This window comes from Sphingomonas sp. Root241, from assembly GCF_001428865.1.
Classification (GTDB): Bacteria; Pseudomonadota; Alphaproteobacteria; order Sphingomonadales; family Sphingomonadaceae; genus Sphingomonas.
Map to the genome: position 1 here is coordinate 2,171,288 of NZ_LMIV01000001.1, position 19,129 is coordinate 2,190,416.

Genomic DNA, 19,129 nt, shown 5'->3' on the forward strand with positions numbered 1-19,129 from the left:
ACTTCATCCTCCTTGGGCCCGCGGTCAAAACGAGACCGCCATGGATGCGACGAGCTTGGTCTCGTCTTCGATCAGGCTTTCGGCGTGGGTGCGAGCGATCTCGGCTTCGAGCGAAACCTGGCCGCCGATCGCGGCGCGGAGCCCGCCGCCGAACGACCAGCCGGTGATCGTTCCGGGCTCCAGCGCCGTCGGCTTCGACAAAGCGCCCCGCCCGGCCGCAACGAAAAGATAGGGCGTGACGGTCACGGGATTCGCCACGACGCGGCGCTGTGCCTCGATCCGCCCGGTGAAGCCGCTGTCCACGTTGAGCGTGCCAAGATCGAACCCGGACAAGGCGTCGCCCGCATCAAGCGCGAACTGCGCGGAGGCGGGCAAGGCGCCAGACACCGAGATCTGGCCGCGCACCCGCAGCGCGAAAGTGATGGCGTCGTCGGCGCGCAACAGCGCGCTCAGGTCCGCATCGAGCTTGGTGAAGTCCGGCCTGCCGCCCTGGCGCGAGAGGCTGACGCCGCTCGCCATCGCATCGGCGCCGTCTCGAGCGCCCCAGATATCGAAGCCTTGGGTGAGCTGCAGCGCGCCGCCCAGCGTGAGCGCGCGCGAGATTGCGCTGCCCCATTCGGCGCCGAAAGTGGCAAAACGCAGCTTGTCGTTGCTGAGCATCACACCGAAGCGGCGCGCCGTCTGGCGTTCGTCGAGTATCTCGAAGCTGCCGGTCAGGTTCAGCGTTTCGCGCCGCGTGAGCACCAGCGGGTAGTGCAGTCGCAGCGACATGTGATCGAGTGCGCCCCGCACCGCCAATGCGCTGGCGGGCAGCTCTGGATCGGTGTCGGCGCGGAGATATTCGAGATTGGCGGAAAGCCCGTCCGCTCCGATCGGAACGATGCCGCCCAGCGCCGCGATATGGCGCCGCGGATGCCCGGAGAACAACCCGAAGTCGCGGGCGGTGGATGCGAAGGCGTAGACCTGCTCGCCGGCGCCCAGCACGCCGTTCGCAGCGAGCTGGAGATCGAAGGACCAATGGCCATATTCCTCGCCCAGCGGGTTGCTGGCACTCAGGCTCGCGCTCAGCGGGCGATGCCGGGCTTCGATCACCAGCTGCGCCCCGCCGGCTTGCTCACCTGGAACCAACGTGCTCTCCAGCGTCACCCCCGGCAGGCGCGAGGCGAGCAGCACGCGCCGCTCGATCTCCTCGATCCGCAATCCCTTCTTGCCCAGCAGCCCCGCAAGCCGGCGCGCAACGGCACCGCGCACGGCAGCAGGCACCCGGCTCGTATCGATCGTTTCGACGAACCCCTCGACGATGACGATGCGGACGTCGTCGCCATCCTTGAGAGTCTGCGGCGGGATCGCCGCGCGGGTCAGCACCTGCCCGTCCTGCGCATAGAGCGCCTCGATCCGGGCGGCGAGTTTGTAGAGATCGGCGACGGTGCGGCGCTGCCCCTCCAGCGCGGCAGCCAAGGGTGCGATCCGGATGGCCATCGCCGGATCGGCGCCCTCGACGCGAACCCGGCCTACGGTCAGCTGGAGCTTTTCCGCGCCCGCCGGCGCTGTGGTCGCGCGCGTCTGCGGCAACACTATGCCATCCGGTGCCGCCGGCTCGACCGGCGCGGCGGATTGCGGCGTCGTGCGGCTCGGCGGAGCGACGACCTGCGCCCTGGCCGCCATCGCGGTGCAGCCCAAAGCGAGCGCAACAAGGCCCACCCGCGCCACGGATCGCCCGAACCGTTGGAGATGTCCCTGGGGAAGACCAGCTGCATCTGGCTGGACTGAAGGCGCCGTTCGAAGCGTCAATTTGCGTCCATTCGCAGCTTGCGACGGAGGCATAGTGAGCGTGGATATCGGGGGTGACAATCGCTCGATATAGCTAGCTGATTTCAGCTATGAGGCAACGTTCGCAGCCTCCGAAAAGAGCGCAGCGGTGGCGGCAAGAAGATCCTCGGCGCGCATCGGCTTGTGAATGATCCGGCACAACGGCAATGCCGCGATCGCATCGGAATCGATCTGCGTATCGCCGGTGATCAGCAAGGCGGGAACCGTCTTTCCGATCCGCCCGCGCAGTTGCACTATCGCTTCCACGCCCGTCTCCGCACCGCGCAGGCGCTGGTCGCAAAGCAGCAGGTCGGGCGCCGCCGCGGCAACCCGATCGAGCGCTTCGCCCACCGTCTCGGCGCTGCTGCAGGATACGCCCCATTGGCCGAACAGTGCCTCGGCGCCGATCCGGATCGCCTCTTCATCGTCGAGCACGAGCACATGTCGGGCGGGGAATTTCCCCGGCCAGGCGTCCGCCGACACCGGCTGGAAAGCGCTTTCGCTGGCGGATAGCGGCAACGAAAACCGGAAGACACTGCCCCGGCCCGGCCGCGAACGGAGTGCGATCCGCGTATCCAGCAGATCCGCCATCCGCCTGGCGATGGCCAGCCCCAGGCCGAGACCCTTTTTGCGATCGCGCTCCGGATTGCCGAGCTGGAGGAACTCCTCGAAAATGTCGGCATGGCGGTCATCGGGGATACCGATCCCGGTATCCCATACCTCGACAACCGCCCGATCACCGCGACGCCGAGCCGCGACCAGCACGCCGCCCTGCGCGGTGTAGCGGATCGCGTTGAAGGTCAGGTTGCGCAGGATGATCAACGCAAGCGACGAATCGGACATAACGGCGATCCCCGTGTCGCGCACGGAGAACAATATGCCCTTTTCCAGGGCGACGACCGACATCTCGTTGCCGAGCTGATCGAAGATGGCCTGCAAGGCGAAGGGGCGCGGCTTAGGGGTGATCGCCCCGGCATCGGCGCGCGAGAAATCGAGCAGCGCGTCGAGCAGTTCGGCAGTGGCGAGTTGCGCGGACTTGCTCTGGCGCACGAGAGTGCGTTGCCTGATGGTCTTCGCTTCGCCTTCCATGGCGCTGAGCAGCATCGAAAGCGCGTGGATCGGCTGGCGCAGATCGTGGCTGGCCGAGGCCAGGAAACGCGATTTGGAGAGGTTCGCCGCTTCCGCCCGCTCGCGTGCCTTCTCGAGCTCGGCGGCCTCTGCGGCCAGCCGCGTGTTCAGCGCGACATTCTCGAACCGAAGCAGGATCGAGCGCCGCATCGCCTGGGAGTTCGCATAGGCCGCGCCCCACATGCCCGCGCAGAAGATCATCTCGAAAAGGGTGAAATTGCCGAGCGCCGTCTCATGTGCGGCGGTGGATTGCAGCCCGGTCAGCATCGCCAGATAGACGGCGATATAGCAAGAGAATATCCGGAAGGTGGCCCCATAGGTCATCACCGCGCCGCAGCACACGCCGGAAAGGACCGCGAAAATCAGGAGCATCTGTGATCCGGTTGCCGACTGGTAGGTGAGCCAGGGCAGCGTGGTCCAGCCGAGTGCGTGGAGGGACTGGGTGATGCACAGCCGCATCTCGATTTTCGCAGGCGACGCGACGACATCGGCGTCCGAGACGAACCATCTGAGTTCGATCAGTTCGCCGACCTTCAAGACGACCTGAACGGCGAGCCACCCAGCGATGACGGCGCCGGCATCGCGCACGTACCAGGCGACCACGAACGAAGCCGCCAACGTCGATAGGTTCGACTGGCGCAGCATCGCGTAGACCAGGCGCAATTGCTCGATCAGTATGTCGCGCTCGGCGACGCCCTCGGGCAGCGCGTCGGTGCTGCGGAGCGGTCCGCTCATTTGATCAAGCGCAGCCGCCGGGCCTCGTAGACGGCTTGCGTCCGGTTAGCGACGCGCAGGGCGCGGAAAATCGCCTGGACGTGCACCTGCACCGTGAAGGTCGACAGCTCCAGGCGATTGGCGATCGCCTTGTTCGATAGTCCTTCCCGTATCAACTCGGCGATCTCGACCTGCCTCGCCGTCAGGCTCGTCGATTCCTGCTGCTCGCCCCCCGGAATTGCGTCTCGGATCAGCGAGACCAGATGCTCGGGATCCTCCGCTTTCGACAGGCAAGCGGTAACGCCCATTGCGGAAGCGCGCTCGACGATCTCGGCATCGACTTGAGAGCTGACCAGGATGATCCTGGCGCCCGGCCAGAATTTCCGGATCTCGGGAATGGCATCGATACCGTCGCGCCCTTCGAGCTTTACGTCGAGCAAAATGGCATCGGGAAGCTCGAGCGCCTCGCGCATCGCCTCCTCGATCGAGTGATAGGCCCGGAACCTGCTGCCCGGAAGGCGCTGCTCGACGACGAGTTCGAGGCCGGCACGAAACAGGCCATGATCGTCGATTGCGACAATGTCGTAGCGCATCGATCGCCCCCATTCGAGTACGGCTGTGCCCCTTCAAGATCGCGCAGATTCTCGGCCTCGGCTTGTCGCACCGGATGGCCCCTTGTCAATCGGAGGGGTGGCCTAGGAGACCTCCGTTAATCACCGAGTTCCTTCGGCAAGGATGAGTGGCCGCTTTCGGGGTTCTTGATTGCGTCCTGAGTGTCTGAACACGGGCGCATTGCTGACCGGCAGCAACTGACCACAAGCCGACGTTCAAAGCCGCGGGATCCACGCCCAAAGCGCGGACGCCTCCCCGCAGTCAGCCATCCTTCTGCAGCCTCGACCGACCGACGTCCAGGACTGCGTCGGTAAGTGTCTTCAATGCAGTCGCGTGCAGCCGCGTCACAGTCCAGAAGAGCTTTACGCTAGTTGGCATTCCCGGCGTCAACTCAACGAGTTCCTCATTGGCGATCCGGGGGCGAGCGAGGATGGTGGGGTGCATAGCCCAGGCCATTCCCTGAAGCGCGAAGTTGAGAAATCCCGATGTCGACGGAACCCAGTGCGTCGGCGCATCGAGCTCGATTCCATGCGCCTCCCTTGCCCACCGGGCTTGGAGGTTGTCGCGACGCTCGAAGCGCAGGCATGGTGCGCGGCGGAGAGCTTCTTCGGTCACACCGTCGGAAAAGTAGCGCGCTGCGAAGTCGGGACTGCAGCAGGCGAGATACTCCAGGCTCCCGAGTTCGATGGTCTTGCATCCCTGAACGGTTCCGGGGTCGGCGGATACGGCGCCCATGACCTCGCCTGATCGCAACCGATCGGCAGTCAGCGCCTCGTCCTCAATGATGAATTCCAGGAGATAGCCGCTCGCCTTCGCGAAGTTGGCTGCTGCCTGCGGGAACCATGTGGCGATGCTGTCCGAATTGACGGCAACCTTCAACGTTGTGGGAACGTCGTCGACCCCGGTGGAAAGCGATGTGGCCAGCGCGAGATCGGCTTCAAGCAGCTGGACTTGATCGACATGGGCACAAAGCCGCCTGCCAAGATCGGTGGCCACGCATGGTTGTCCTCGGACGATCAGGATGCTTCCCAGCCGCTCCTCGATCGTCCGCACACGCTGCGACACCGCCGAGGGCGTGATGCCAAGCCGCTCCGCGGCGCGCTCGAAGCTCCCTTCGCGAACGACGAAAGCGACAGCCGAGAGCGCTGCATAGTCAAGCATGACTTAGCAATGCTTCATCGGGGTAACAAAAACAAGTTTTACTGAACTGCGCTGCATCGCCACATGAACGGCATGACCCCTATCTTTCCGACCTTCGTGATGGGCTTCGCCATGTCGGGTGCTCTCATCATGGCGATCGGTGCGCAGAACCTCTTCGTGCTCCGTCAGGGCCTTAAGCGCGAACATGTTGGCCCGATCGTGCTGTTCTGCGGCTGCGCCGATGCGCTGCTCATCGCCGCCGGTGTTGGCGGCGTGGGCGCCCTGCTCGGGGCGATGCCTCAGCTGACGATGGCACTGACCGTTGGCGGCGCCCTCTTTCTGAGCTGGTATGGCTTCAAGGCGTTCCAGCGAATGATGGCGCCCGAGGCAATGACCGTCACGACGCAAGGCAGCGTAGCGCTTGGCCGCGCCCTTGGCACGGCAGCGGCCTTCACCCTGCTCAACCCGCATGTCTATCTCGACACGGTTCTGCTGATGGGGGCAGCGGGTTCGGCCCATACGCCCGCGCTCCGGCCGGTGTTCGTCGCTGGTGCGGCGACAGCAAGTATCATCTGGTTTGCCGCGCTCGGTTACGGCGCCCGTATCCTAACGCCGCTGTTCGCCCGTCCGGCCGCCTGGAAGGTCCTCGATGCGGTTGTGGGCATTGTGATGCTGACGCTGGCGGCGACGCTCATCGGGAGAGTATTGGCATGAGCAGCTTCTCGCCACGCCGTCTGTCCGTCGGCAATGACGCGACATTCGTCCAATCCCAAACCTCGAGACTCCGGCAGGCGCTGAAAGCGTTTCTCCGCCAAATCGTCACCGTGTCCGAGACCGCTGTTCGGCGCCGATACGATGCTCCTTGGAAGCGCTGCACGGACCTCGATCGTCCTTCAAACGTCCACGACCGAAGGAACTGAATTGGTGGCGTGGATCGTTCTCCGCTATCGCCGTGATCACCGAGACCTGCTGGGCCCTCAGCCTGAAGTGGGCAACTACGCAGCGCAGCCGGGCCGCATCGGTGCTCATCGCCGTGGACTTCGCCCACATGGGGCCTGCTGGCGGCTGCGATGCGATCGCTGCCGGCATGATCGAGAACGGCATGTCGGCGAGGTTCGCGGACGCGCTGATCGGGAGCGCGACGAGCTTCAACAATGGTGAGCGCTGTGCGCTCGAGGCACCTGAGCCCGCGGAACACCACCCGACCAGATTGGAACGCTGGACCGAAGAAATCTTCGGTGCATCACGGCACACCGCCTGAACTGGCAATCAATTGTATAACTGGAGGATCCCGAAAATGAGAAAGCTCGTTCTTCAGATGCAAATGTCGGTCGACGGCTTTGTCGGCGCCGATGGCGACCACGATTGGCTCGTCTGGAACTGGGGCGACGACAACCGCTGGGACGAGGAATTGAAACGAGATTTCAACGCCCACTTCCAGTCCGTCGACACCATATTGTTGAGCCGCAAGATGGCGGAGGAAGGCTATCTGTCTCATTGGGGCAATGCGGCGAAAAGATATCCGCAGGACCCGTTCTATGCCTTCGCGAAGCGTATCATCGATGTGCAAAAGGTGGTGCCGAGCGACAGGCTGGAAGAGCCCCGATGGGAGCGTACGCTAGTCACAAGCGGAGACCTTCCGCGTGAAGTTGGCGCGTTGAAAGCCGAGGAAGGTCGCAACATTGCCGTCTTCGGTGGTGCGGGTTTTGCCTCGGCATTGATTGCGGCCGGACTGGTGGACGAGTTCCAATTCTACATCAATCCGGCGGCCCTTGGCGGCGGAACCGGCATCTTCGGCCGGGCCGGCTTCGGCAAGCTTCGCCTACTTGGCTCAAAGGCCTATGAATGCGGCATCGTGGTGAGCCGTTACGTTCCGGCTGCCCAGGGTCACAGCTTCACGCCGATCGAAGGCCTCGACCTTTAACTGCGGTAGATCGTGTAGCTGATGAAGTAATACGGATTCTCAGCGCCTACGGAAGTGACCATCACTGCCATCGTGTGGGGCACGCCGACCACCGACAAACCCCGCAGCGTCGCAGCCGTGCCGAGGTCGGGCTTACCCGACAGGATCAGTGTCCCATTCTCGATGCGGAGGTTGATCGGTGCATTCGGCTCGAAGCGTAGCGGCATCGGCCCGCTTGGAAGCGAAAGGGCATAAGCATTCGCGTCCGACGGAACCAGCACAGAGCCTTCGACGGCTGCAGCCTTGCCGTTGACAAGCAATCCCATCGACCCCTCCGTTTCCTTGATAAATTTGGAGATAGCTGCCTGAGCGTGGCTCAATAAGGAGCGGCCTGGGGTCGGTTTTTGGGCCGACAGCGGACGGGCCGCTTTCGGAAGCCGAAGGCGGATAGCTGCCGTTCTGGCGGACACGAGGAATGTTCGGAGAGGCTCCGGCCGACGCCGATGGCCGCAGCAGCCGAAGCACCGCGCCACGTGAAGTCCGAGCGCCGCGAGCCCGATCTACTCTCGCTTCCCACCTGCCCCCTCTCGTTCATTGTCGACTTTAACAGTGCCGTACCTGGATGGGCGAAGCCACTCCCGATTTCTCGTCCACCGCGGCGATATGGTATTCCTATGGGCGTTCCTTACCCTCGACGGGCGCGGGCCCGAGATAAGTAGGCGGCAACTCCCCGGTATAGAGCACGAGCTTCTGCACGAACACGTTACCATCGATCCGCCACAACTTCACCGTATGCCGGCCGGACGCAAGGCGACCCAATCTAGCCTCGAGCGGGAACGCATTATCGCGGACCGCTTGAGCCCAGTCGCGGTCGTCCACCTTCAGACTCATCGTAAGCGACTGCACCGGACCGTTATCGATCGAGACGCCGATCCGCAGTCCATTGCCTCCGCGTGTATCGAGCGTGGGAACCATATAGAGCCGCAAGGTCGCGTCTCCGCTGCTCGGGAGAGTAACATCATAGTCGAGACGGACGTCGTCTGCGGGAGCGGTGGCCGGCTGGCCTTGAGGAAATGTGCCCACTGCACCGGCGGTCCGGCCGAGACGGGGGATTGCTCGCCAGGCAAGGCCCTTTCCGCCTCTGGAACGCGTAAAATCGACGGCCTCGGCCGCAGCAAAGCTGCGATTGCCGGTTGGTTGCGCAATTCCGAAGCGAACAGGTCCAGGCTGACCCTCCACTCTCGAAACCGCAGGCATGACGTCGGAGCGCGGATCGTTCCACGAGGTATAGCCGAACTTTGTCTGCAGCATCATGCCGTCCCACTTGCCGCCGTTCAGCTTATGGTAGGCAAGCTTTAGTTCGGCATCTCTGGCGAAGGCGGCTTCGGTGTTCTCCGCGAATATATTCGCCCGGGCGTCCTTCGCCGAAGCGAGCCGTCGATTCCAGGCGACGGCGTAGTAGAGATGATGGAGGTTCGTCATCGCCTCGACCGGGTATTCGACGAGCTGGAAAAAGGCATCGTGCTGGTCAGACGACAATCGCCCCTTCACCACCCTCACCTTCCGCGCGAGCGCGTCCCACTCGTCGACGATCGCTCCGAACTCCCCGCCATCGAGGATGTTGGGTGTCGCCTCGCCCAAGCGGTAGCTGTCCCAGTTCACCAGTTCGGGCTTGCGGCGAGCGGCCAAGCGAGAGTAATCGCTGATCAAGTCGCCAATCACCGGGCCGAGTGACGAACCGAATGTAGCGCTCGCCCAGTCGCGAGGGAACGCAGCGAGCTTTTGCGCGGTCATCGCTTCGGGATTCCATGCCATCTTCAGGAAAAAATCGATTGGGAACTCCATCGGCTTTATGTCGCCGACGTTGACGATCCAGATCGTGCGCGCGCCTGTTCGGTACGCCAGATCCATCTGCTGCCACGTCTTCTCTATCTGGACCGTATTCAGCCATTTGTAGCTGCGCGGCCCCCCGACATAATCGAAGTGATAATAGACCCCATAGCCACCCTTGCGAGCCGTACCATTCGAGGGAAGACGCCTGATCTGCCCCCAATTATCGTCGGCGAACAGCAGGGTTACGTCATCAGGAACCTTCATCCCGCGATCGTAATAATCCTGCACTTCCTTGTAGAGAGCCCAGACCTGAGGCGTCTCTTCGGCGGGACGCCCCGTCACCTCCGCAATAATTTGTCGCTGATCACGCACGACGCGCTCTAGCAGGCCAATCGCTGTGCCTTCTGCCATTGGTTCGTCACCATCGCCGCGCATTCCCACGGTGACGAGTTGTTCGTATCCGCGGCCATTCCCTTTGGACATCATCCGCTCGATACCGCCGCGCCAGAAGCTACGCAGGTTCGCGGCGTTGGTCGTGTAATCCCAGGCTCCGCCGGTGACGCCGCCTTCCTTGTTGCGGTGCCATTCGGATTGCGCGCGCGTCATCGGTTCATGGTGCGAGGTCCCGAGTACGATGCCCTTGGCGTCGGCCAGCGGCATGCTTTGCGGATCATCTGTTCCGATCGCTTTGCCCCACATCGCCGGCCACAGGTAATTGCCCTTGAGGCGGAGCACGAGGTCGAAGACGTGCGCATAGGCCTTGGCATTTACGCCGCCGAACTTGCGGCGGGCCCAGGTGCCGAATGCCGGATCCTCGTCGTTTATGAAAATGCCGCGGTACTGCACCTTGGGCGCGTCGGCCCGCGCTCCTGCGGTGATGTAGAGATTGGTTCGGCGACGCACGGGCACGTCGGCCCACCAGGACCACGGAGATACGCCAATCTTCTCCGAGATATCATAGGATCCGAAGATAGCCCCGCGCCGGTCCGACCCAACGATCACCAGCGCGCGACGGACTCCCGGAAACGGATCGTCAACGACGATCTGTCGATAGCCTTCCCATTTCCCGACAATGTCGGACACATCAATTCGGCGCCGCTTGACCAGATCGGCAATCAGTGGGCTGTTTCCCAGCTGGCCGATAAGCACGGCGCTCGTAGCCCCGCCGAGCGAACTTCGGAGCGGGAGCGGCTCTGCTCCGGCAACGCGGGCCACGTCTCGCGAGAACGCAGAGGCCGCATCTTTGACTGCGCCGTCTGCGTCCGCATCGACAATGACCGGGACGGGTCGCCCGTTGGTGATCAGTCCGAAGGAGGTTGTCGACGCCTTGGTGCAGACGCTCACCGGAGCATGACACGCCAAAGCGGGATTAGCGTATCCGAGCGACGCAAGGGTCAGAACGAAGGCGACGATACGAGACGAAGGGTTGTTCACGCGCCTACTCCGAGCGGGGCCGAGCGTTGGACAGATTGTTACCTGCCTCCCACCCACCTGAGCCCCTTCCGGGGCCATGCCGCCCTTGTCTCGCCCCTGGTCCGACACATTCACGCCAGCAGAACGGGGTCGATGAGGTCGTTGCAAATCGACAAACCTAAAAGACGGGGGTGGCACCAAGGCGCCACCCCCGAGGGGGAGGTCAGAAATTCGCCCGGAGCCCAACGACGAAATTGCGGCCGGCATAGCTGCCGTTGTAGGGCCTCGCCTCCTGCTTCTCGTACCGGGAGAGCGTCACCTGCTGCATCAGGTTCTGCGCCTGAAGGGTGATGCTGGCCTTGCGATAGAAGGGCAGCGGGAACGAAAGCTGCGCGTCGAGGTAATTGGTCGCGACATTGTACCGGTCGCCCGGGACGTTGTCGCACGGGCAGACGGCTGCGAGAGTCTCGTCGCGATGGACGAACGAGAGACGCAGCTGAAACAGCTTGCTCTCATAATAAGCCGTGGCGTTGTACGTCCAGGGTGCGAGCCCCGCCAGCAGGGCGTTGGGGTTCAGGCCCGGCGGCATATCGCCGCTCAGCGACTGGCCGATATGCGTGACGTTCACGTTGAAGCCGGTCCCCTTCAGCAGGAAGTCCAGTGGCTGGACCCATGTGAACTCCTGCCCGGAGAGGTTGATGATCAGGTCGGAATTGTCGCGCTGCTGCACGTTGAGGAGTGCGCTACCGGGACCGCCGGCATTGTTGATGCCCAGCTGCTGGCGGGTGGTAAGACGATTGAAGTCGATCCCAAGACTGCTGAACGGGCGCTGCGTCCGCAGGATATAGGGATAGTTGTAGATCTTCTTCCACCAGGCGTTGAACGACAGCACTGTGCGCGAACGCGGGTACCATTCGATGCCGACGTCGAAATTGTCGGCAGTGAACGGCTGCAACTCGGGGTTGCCGAGATCGAATGTGGTCGCATCCAGATCGAGGCTGTAGCCCGGCAGCAGGTCCGCGGGATTGACGCCGGTCACGGTCCTTGCCGCAGCGCCACGCACCAGCAGGGTGTCGGTCAGGAAATACGCGAAATTCGCGCTCGGCAGGAAATTCTCATACTCGTTCGAATAGGTTCGAATGGTCGGCCCCGAGCCACCGATCAGGATGAAATCGTTGACGCGGCCGTTCGCCCTCTGAAACGTCTTTGCATAGCGCACACCGAAATTGAACCGCAGCTCGCTGCCGAAGATGTCCTGCCGGCCATCGGCCATGACATAGGCGGCTGTCGTGTCCTCGAGCAGATCGCGCCTTGCCAGCGATCCGAGATAATTGTCGGCCCCCTCGCCCGGGTTGATGCCGTCGCGGAAGTAATCGAGATTGACCTTCTCTGCGATCTTGTCGAAATCCGGAACCAGCCATCCCTTGTTGAATCCAGCGTCGAACGGCGCGCCCTTGAACAGCGTCATCGATGGCAGTTCGGTCATGTAATTGGGGAGTTCCGAATTCGGAATCGCCTGGACCAGTGACGCCTCGGTCGAGGTCCAGTTCGTTCCGCAATAGCCACGGGTGAAGCAGTTTGCCGTCTGGCCGCCCGACCGCGACGTGATGCGGCGATCGAACACGTTCTTCATGAACCCCTGGCTTAACCGGAACGTGTTGGCATCGCCCCAGGCGACATCGAACCGGATCGCCTTCTGGTCGAGGTCCTGCAGCGTGATGCCGTTGCGGCCCTCGTTCCAATAATAGCGATTATAGGTCGAGAGATCGATGTTGCTGGCGATGGAAGGCGTCAGATCACCCGGCGTGTAGTTGTAATAACCGACCTGGCCGGTGTTGGTGGGGTTCAGGTTCGAGGTCGGCACCGACGCCGGCTGCGGCGTTCCCGCGGGATGGAACGAGAGCGGAATCGTCGGCGCCGCCGATTGCAGCGTGTACTGGATGGCCTCGTTGCGAAGGTGGGCATTGTTCATCATGCCGGATACCGAGATGTGCAAGTCCGACCGTGCGTCCCATTCAAGCGCCGCCGAGCGGTAGAACAGATCGGATGGCGTGTTGCCGTAATCCGACTGGTTCAGGAAATAGGTGTTGGCGAACGTGCCGGACGTGAGCACGCGATCCTCGTTCACTTCGAAATCGACGGGGATCTGGTTGTTGTAGCTGCGCACCACCATCATCAACTGGTGCTGGCGAAACTCGTTCTTGACGTCGCTGAACATGAGGTCCGCGCGGAGACGCAGGTTTGGAGAAGGACGGTATTCCAGATTCAGCAGGCCGCCGGTACGCTCGCGTTTGCCGATCGTCTGCTCGGCGCGCATGAGGCGCGGGACCAGCGTAAAGCTGAGGTCCTGACAGCTCATCCCGGAGGTGCCGCCCGGCGCGTGGTTGAGGCACTGGACGAGCGGCGAGCCCTGCGGGCCGAGGCCCAGTTCCGAAGGCACGTTGCCGGGCACGGTGGTCAGCGTCGCGCCGGCGCCGCGTCCATAGCCGCCGGTCGGGATCTGGCCCGAATTGCAGCCGTTGGCGATGCCCGCGGCATTGTTCGGGCAGGCACCCACCGCCAGCGTCGTCCACCCGATCGTGTCGAAATTCTCGGCGCGATAGTCCCGCTTCGCATAGGCCAGCGCGCCCAGGATCCCGAATTCGCCGATCCCGGTCTCGAAGCGGTTGCTGACGATCAGCGCGGCGCGCGGCGTCGTGGTGTTGCTGGCATCCTGATATTGGGCCTGCGCCTGAATGCTGATGTTGAAGCCCTTGCGATCGAACGCGCGCAGCGGTTGCATGTCGACCACGCCGGCGGTGCCCCCCTCAACCGTGCTGGCGAGCGGCGACTTGCTGAGGGTCAGGCTGCGGAACAGTTCATTGGGAAGCACATCGAGGCCGGAACCGCGGCCTTCGTTCCCCGAATAGGCGGAGGTGGTGGTTGCGAAGCCGTTGATGGTGGTGACCGTGAAACCCGCGCTCAGCCCGCGGACATTGATCGTGGTACCCTCGCCCGAACGATCGCGGTCGATCACCACGCCGGGCAGGCGCTGCAGCGATTCCGCAAGATTCTGGTCGGGGAACTTGCCGACGTCTTCAGCGAAGATCGAATCGGTGAAGTTGGTGGCATTCCTTTTGGCGTTCGCGGAATCCTCCAGTGATTGGCGGTATCCGGTGACGACGATCTCGTCGTCATTGCTCAATATTTGTGTATTCGCTCCGGCCTGTTCCCCAGCCTGAGCGGGGGGCAGCGTTTCGCCCGATTGCGCAGGCCTGCTTGGGGCGGAAGCCGCGGGCGGCTGCTTCGGAGGGGGCGTTACCTGATCCTGTGCATTTGCAACCGTCCCAAACGTGACGGCGCCGAGCGACGTAGCGGTGACCAACGAGATGCGAAGCAACGCGAATCGGTTTGCCATGGATGCCCCCTCCTGACGGGATTTTTTTATATATGATCGCCAGTTTCTTATGTGACGACAATGGTACCGCTATCATTACGCACAACAAAGCGTCAACCCATTAACGCATACAAATGCGACCACTCCGCGAGGAAGGCTCCCGAAATCGTCGCTCCTGTCGCCGTGGGCTTGGAGGTAACTGGCTGAAAAATGGGCTAAGACATCGTCGGATGGCGTTGCCCACCCTAATGGTCATTGCCGCGCGCGACGTTTGGCGCGGCACCTGCGCAGCAGAGAATCCGTGCCGATCCGCCGCGTCTTTGCCGTCCATTCGTCCGGCACTTAGGATGCTAGGAGGAAGGGGGTGCGTCCGATTCTCTCTGCACCAGTCGGTAAGGCAGGATTTCATGACGGACGGGGCCCGATTCGCCTGTCCGACGCTGACGAATCGTCTCGACCAGCATCTCAATCGCTCGCCCCGCCATATCGGCGATCGGCTGGCGGATCGTCGTGAGCTCCGGCCAGATCGCCGTGGCCATCGCGGTATCGTCGAACCCGACGACGCTCAGGTCGCGCGGAACATCGAACCCCCGCCGGTGGGCCGCCCCGACCGCACCGGCTGCCATGTCGTCATTGCTGGCAAAAACCGCAGTGGGGCGCCCGGGAAGTGCAAGCAGTTCCTCGGCCGCTTCAAATCCCGAGCGATAGGTGAACAGGCCGCTGCGGACCATCGCCTCATCGAAGGCGACCTCATATTGGGCAAGCGCGTCGCGATAACCCGAGAGGCGGCGGAAGCTCGATCCATGTTGCGGGTTTCCAAGAATGAACCCAATACGGCGGTGACCTGACTGAAGCAGATGTTGGGTCATCCGGCGTGCCGCCGAATGATCGTCTATTCGCACGGCATGGAACTCGTAGGAGGGATCATTGGCTGCCAGCAAGACTGCAGGCACCTCCGCTTCGCTCAGCAGCTCGTGAACGTCCCGCCTGTCGCAGAGGGGCGCCGGCACGACGATGCCGTCGGTCCTCCTGCGGATGAATTGCGCGATAGATTCGAGATCCGTCTGACCGGAATCGAAGCGGTTGACGATCAGCTGAACATTTTCCGTACCGGCCTGTTCGAGAGCCCCCATCAGAAGTTCGCTGAGATAAGCCGAACTCGGATTGCTGTAGAGAAGGCCGACGCGGATATCCCCCGTCGCCGCAAGCGACCTCGCCGCATTACTGGGAATATAGTTCAGCGCCTGGATCGAGGCGTTCACGCGGTCGCGGGTCTTCGGACGCACACTGTCGGCACCGTTGATGACCCTGGAAACAGTCATCGGAGCAACACTGGCATGCCGCGCGACATCCCGGATGGTAACGCTATCAGCAACTCTCCCGCGCGAACGACTTTTGATAGGTGCCTCCACGGTGCCGGATGACCAGCATTTGGAGCTTTCAGCCGAGACTCGCAAGAGTATCAGGTAAGCGGACCCAATCGAGAACGGCTGGTTGAGCGCGCAGGGCCGGATGGGGCAACGCTGTTCAGAACGCGGAGACGGCACATTGCCCCAGAGCGCCGGTAGCAAACTACCAGGTGGTCGGGCGCTGGATGAACGACCGCATCACCCGGCGAGGGCGAAACGATCCGCGCCGGACATCTGTTCGGGAGGCGCGGTGGCAATAAAATCGAACGGCGCAAATGGCGCCAACTAGCCAGGCAATCCACCAGACATGTCAGGCGATTCCGCTGCCTTCGACCCGCAGCACCGGCACGAATGCGCCGGGGCCGGGCGGGGGAAGGGTAAGGCGCATCCCGTCGCCGCGCTGGGGGACCGAGAGGAGAAGGTTGCCGTTCTTCGAGATGATGTCGAGCAGCCGCTGGATCACCTGCTTCGCGGGCTTGTAGGCTTTCCGCTCATAAATCCCGCGGTCGTAATGCCATTGGCCGAGACAGGTGCAGGTCTGCCAGGGTTCGGGCCGGATAAGTTCATGGTTCATCCGGTCGCCCTAGGGGGAGGACTCGGCTTGTTTTCGGGGTTGTCCGAACCACTCGATCTAAAGCTCGTGAGCAGCGCAACTTTTAAAAGTGGCGCGATGGCGTTGACATATCAGCCTGCTTGAGCGCGGAGACGACCGGACGGGCGGCACCCGTCGGCACCTGTTCGAGACGAGGTCGCCGTCCCTGCCCGCTCCGCCACATCCAGGCGAGGCCGGTTCAATCCTCAATCAAGAGCAAGTGCTCAATCGACGCGCTGGATAAGTTCGCCGGTCGCAGGCATTTCGAATGTCCTCGCATCGATGATCCTGAGTTCGTCGCCGAATTGCAGCCGCACCCCACGTGGCCCCAGCCGACGTCGGACCGCGCCGTCACTGGTGTGTAGTTCGACCAGCCTGTATTCGATCACCACGAGCGGAGTCTCGTCGTCGCCGACGCAAGGATATCGGGCGATCTCCTCGCGGACTACAGTTGGTCCGGTCACGCCATCGCTGCCATTGGCTAGGAACGCTCGAGCTCGGCGCGCGTGCGTGCGCTGCGCGCCTTCAGCAGGTCATGCCGCGACAGGATGCCGATGACCTTGCCGCTGGTCTCGTCGACGATCGGGATCCGCCCTACTCCGGTCGCCACCATGAGGTCCGCCACCGCACCGATAGGCGACTTGGGCGCGGCAAAAGGCTGCGAAGAGTCGGATAGCGCGTCGACCAGGCTGGTCTCGTGCAGATCGCCTTCGAGCCGCCAGCGCAGCGCATCCGAGCGCGAGACGAGACCCAGCAGCCGGCCGGCCGGGTCGACGACGGGATAGCTGCGATGGGTTGCGCCTTCGGTAAACCAGGCAATGACGGCACGGATCGGCATATCTCCGGGCAAGGTCTCCGGCGCAGGTGTCATCAGCTGCTCTGCCTGCAGGAAATCGAGCGGGTCGACCGAATATTCCTGCAGGATGTGGCGACCACGCCGCGCGATTTTCTCCGTCAGGATCGAACGCCGCATGAGCAATACGCTGATCCCATATGCCCCCGCGGAGGCTGCAATCGTCGCGGGGAGTGCGTCGAAACGCCCGCTAAGCTCGAGGGCGAAGATCGCTCCGGTGAGCGGCGCCCGCATCGCGCCGCTCAGGATTCCGGCCATGCCAAGCAACGCCCAGAAGCCGACCGGCCCAGGCAGAAACTGTCCGAGCAGGGCGCCCAGCGCGCCGCCGAGAATAAGCAGCGGCGCCAGCACACCGCCCGAGGTGCCCGAGCCGAGAGCCACCAGCCATACGACGGCCTTGAGCGTGAGCAGCGCGAGCACCAGCCGCAGGCCGAACGCCCCGTCCAGCAGCGCCTGAATGTTCGCATAGCCCGCACCGAGCACGCGTGGGTCAAACAGGCCGCCAAGCCCGACCACGACGGCACCGACAGCCGGCCACCACATCCAGTGCACCGGCAGACGGTGGAACATATCCTCCACGCGGTAGAGGAGCGACGACAGCAACACAGCCTCCAGGCCGATGATCAAACCCACCGCCAAGGCGATGGCATCCATGCCAACTCCCGGGACGATCGCCCCGGTAAACGGAAATAACGGACCTGTGCCGAGCAGGAACGGACGGATGCTGTGAGAAACGAGCACTGCGACGACGACAGGAAGGAAGCTGCGCGGCTTCCACTCGAACAGCAGCACTTCGACGGCGAGAAGAATCGCCGCCAGCGGGGTTCCGAAGACCCCAGTCATCCCTGCCGCCGCACCCGCGACCAGAAGCGTCTTGCGCTCCGCAGCGCTCAATTTGAAGCATTGCGCCAGCAGCGAGCCGATTGCTCCACCCGTCATGATGATCGGACCCTCGGCGCCGAAGGGCCCACCGCTTCCTATCGAAATCGCCGACGACAGCGGCTTGAGAATGGCCACCTTGAGCGAGAGGCGGCTCTCGCCGTAGAGGATTGCCTCGATGGCTTCGGGGATCCCGTGCCCCCGGATCTTTTCCGAGCCGAAGCGCGCCATCAGTCCCACGATGAGGCTGCCGATCACGGGGATTGCTACGGTCGCCAGCCCCACATGGGCTGCGGTGATCTCCGCTGGCGCCAACGACAGCCGGGCGAACCAGAAGAGATTCGTCGCCAGCGCGATGAGGCCCATGAGCGCCCATGCGCCGAGTGCCGCGCCCGCCCCTATCACGATCGCCCCGCCTGACAGCGGCACCAGGCGCCAGTCCGCGCTATGATCCGCCAGCCGGCGGAGGCCGGCCGCGTGCGTAAGATGCTCGGGCATGAAAACTCGGTTACACAGGCTGTCGAGCGAGCCCATATATCGCACTACGATATTATACAACCAGGAGAACAGTGCGTGGCTGCGAAAAAGATGCTCACCGATGAAGACTATGCCGCGCTTGCCGATTTCCGTCATGCGCTGCGGCAATTTCTTGCCTTCAGCGAAGCGCGCGCGGCGGAGTCCGGCCTGACCCCGCAGCAGCACCAGGCGCTGCTGGCGATCCGCGGCGCCGGAAACCGGCCCGTATCGATCGGCTACATCGCCGATCGGCTGATCTTGAAGCCCCACAGCGCGACGGGGCTGCTCAACCGGCTCGAGAGCCTGGGACTGGTGGTCCGGGAGGCGTCGCAGCAGGACCGCCGACAGGCATTGCTGCGGCTCACGCCCGCGGCACAGGCGGTGCTCGAGCAGCTTTCGGCGACGCACCGGGAGGAAGTCGTACGGCTCCGGCCAATGCTGGAGACCTTGATCGACCGCGTGCGCTAGGTTGATTGCGAACTGTATCGTATTGCGATATAGTTCGCAAAGGGAGTTGGCGTCATGCACACGATCCTCGTCATGCTAGGGTCCATCGCGTTGGTGGCAGGCGCGCTCGCGGGAGCGGCGGCGCTTTGCTGGCTGCTGTGGCACTTGTGCCGTTATCTGCACCATCCCGAATGGTCCGCTCTCCTGATCCTGTTGCTGGTGCTCCTGGCCCTCACCGGACATCTTCCGCGGAGCGGATTGTTGAACATGGCGCTTGCGTTCGCGCTTGCAGCCACGGTGCCGTTATGGATCGCCGGCAGGAACTGGTGCAGGCGCTGGTCGGGTTCCGAACCTGTTGCGGAAGCGGGGTCGTGAATGCGCCGCAAGCACTTGTTGGACTTCGACTGGACGAGCGCCTCTAAGGCATTGGGCCCATCGGATTTCCAACGCATTTGAAGCGGCCTATCGGCGCAACGTCTTTTCGACCGGCGCCGATGCTGATGAA

General features: G+C 63.2%; 15 protein-coding genes and 1 pseudogene. 5 read left to right on the forward strand and 11 right to left on the reverse strand.

The annotated features are described in order from the left end of the window. Positions 1-24 precede the first annotated feature (24 nt). The 4 genes from ASE13_RS09950 to ASE13_RS09965 form a co-directional block, all read right to left on the reverse strand. The gene (locus ASE13_RS09950) at positions 25-1,710 is read right to left on the reverse strand and encodes a ShlB/FhaC/HecB family hemolysin secretion/activation protein (protein WP_162254683.1); all 1,686 of its coding nucleotides are present in this window, start codon (positions 1,708-1,710) and stop codon (positions 25-27) included. 168 nt (positions 1,711-1,878) lie between these two features. Next, the gene (locus ASE13_RS09955; RefSeq protein ID WP_056614108.1) at positions 1,879-3,672 is read right to left on the reverse strand and encodes a hybrid sensor histidine kinase/response regulator; all 1,794 of its coding nucleotides are present in this window, start codon (positions 3,670-3,672) and stop codon (positions 1,879-1,881) included. Continuing rightward, complete coding sequence (locus ASE13_RS09960; protein WP_056614111.1) at positions 3,669-4,244, reverse strand: response regulator; 576 nt, start codon at positions 4,242-4,244, stop codon at positions 3,669-3,671. The genes ASE13_RS09955 and ASE13_RS09960 overlap by 4 nt, the downstream gene beginning before the upstream one ends. Positions 4,245-4,524: 280 nt before the next feature. Further along, complete coding sequence (locus tag ASE13_RS09965; protein ID WP_056614114.1) at positions 4,525-5,424, reverse strand: LysR family transcriptional regulator ArgP; 900 nt, start codon at positions 5,422-5,424, stop codon at positions 4,525-4,527. Positions 5,425-5,487: 63 nt separating this feature from the next. Between ASE13_RS09965 and ASE13_RS09970 the strand changes: the two genes are divergently transcribed. The 3 genes from ASE13_RS09970 (at position 5,488) to ASE13_RS09980 (ending at position 7,327) form a co-directional block, all read left to right on the forward strand. Then, on the forward strand, positions 5,488-6,117 hold the full coding sequence (locus tag ASE13_RS09970; protein ID WP_235536907.1) for a LysE/ArgO family amino acid transporter: 630 nt from the start codon (positions 5,488-5,490) through the stop codon (positions 6,115-6,117). 238 nt (positions 6,118-6,355) lie between these two features. After that, positions 6,356-6,664 carry a hypothetical protein gene (locus tag ASE13_RS20155; protein WP_056614117.1) on the forward strand — a complete coding sequence of 103 codons (309 nt, stop codon included), beginning with the start codon at positions 6,356-6,358 and terminating at the stop codon, positions 6,662-6,664. A 36-nt stretch (positions 6,665-6,700) separates the two neighbouring features. Next, entirely contained in the window at positions 6,701-7,327 is a 627-nt protein-coding gene (locus ASE13_RS09980) for a dihydrofolate reductase family protein (protein ID WP_056614119.1), read from the forward strand. Here ASE13_RS09980 and ASE13_RS09985 read toward each other — a convergent pair. The 7 genes and pseudogenes from ASE13_RS09985 to ASE13_RS10015 all read right to left on the reverse strand — a co-directional run bounded on the left by ASE13_RS09985 (position 7,324) and on the right by ASE13_RS10015 (position 18,159). Continuing rightward, complete coding sequence (locus tag ASE13_RS09985; protein ID WP_056614123.1) at positions 7,324-7,632, reverse strand: hypothetical protein; 309 nt, start codon at positions 7,630-7,632, stop codon at positions 7,324-7,326. The genes ASE13_RS09980 and ASE13_RS09985 overlap by 4 nt on opposite strands. A 346-nt stretch (positions 7,633-7,978) precedes the next feature. Beyond that, positions 7,979-10,573, reverse strand: a complete 2,595-nt coding sequence (locus ASE13_RS09990; protein WP_235536908.1) for a glycosyl hydrolase 115 family protein — start codon at positions 10,571-10,573, stop codon at positions 7,979-7,981. A gap of 202 nt (positions 10,574-10,775) precedes the next feature. Then, entirely contained in the window at positions 10,776-13,736 is a 2,961-nt protein-coding gene (locus ASE13_RS09995) for a TonB-dependent receptor (RefSeq protein WP_056614126.1), read from the reverse strand. Between the two features lie 542 nt (positions 13,737-14,278). Beyond that, on the reverse strand, positions 14,279-15,340 hold the full coding sequence (locus tag ASE13_RS10000; protein ID WP_321164339.1) for a LacI family DNA-binding transcriptional regulator: 1,062 nt from the start codon (positions 15,338-15,340) through the stop codon (positions 14,279-14,281). A gap of 385 nt (positions 15,341-15,725) precedes the next feature. After that, positions 15,726-15,911, reverse strand: a pseudogene (locus ASE13_RS20250) (alpha-L-fucosidase); the annotation flags it as partial. Positions 15,912-16,153: 242 nt separating this feature from the next. Next, positions 16,154-16,393 (reverse strand): hypothetical protein, encoded by a 240-nt coding sequence (locus ASE13_RS10010; protein WP_056614133.1) that lies wholly within the window; start codon positions 16,391-16,393, stop codon positions 16,154-16,156. Between the two features lie 17 nt (positions 16,394-16,410). After that, on the reverse strand, positions 16,411-18,159 hold the full coding sequence (locus ASE13_RS10015; protein WP_056614135.1) for a chloride channel protein: 1,749 nt from the start codon (positions 18,157-18,159) through the stop codon (positions 16,411-16,413). 90 nt (positions 18,160-18,249) lie between these two features. On the opposite strand from ASE13_RS10015, the gene ASE13_RS10020 reads away from it, so the two are divergent. Together ASE13_RS10020 and ASE13_RS10025 are read left to right on the forward strand one after the other, a co-directional pair. Next, a complete protein-coding gene (locus ASE13_RS10020) occupies positions 18,250-18,645 on the forward strand; it encodes a MarR family winged helix-turn-helix transcriptional regulator (protein ID WP_056615082.1) in 396 nt (131 codons plus the stop codon). Positions 18,646-18,699: 54 nt separating this feature from the next. Then, complete coding sequence (locus tag ASE13_RS10025; RefSeq protein WP_056614141.1) at positions 18,700-18,999, forward strand: hypothetical protein; 300 nt, start codon at positions 18,700-18,702, stop codon at positions 18,997-18,999. Positions 19,000-19,129 lie beyond the last annotated feature (130 nt).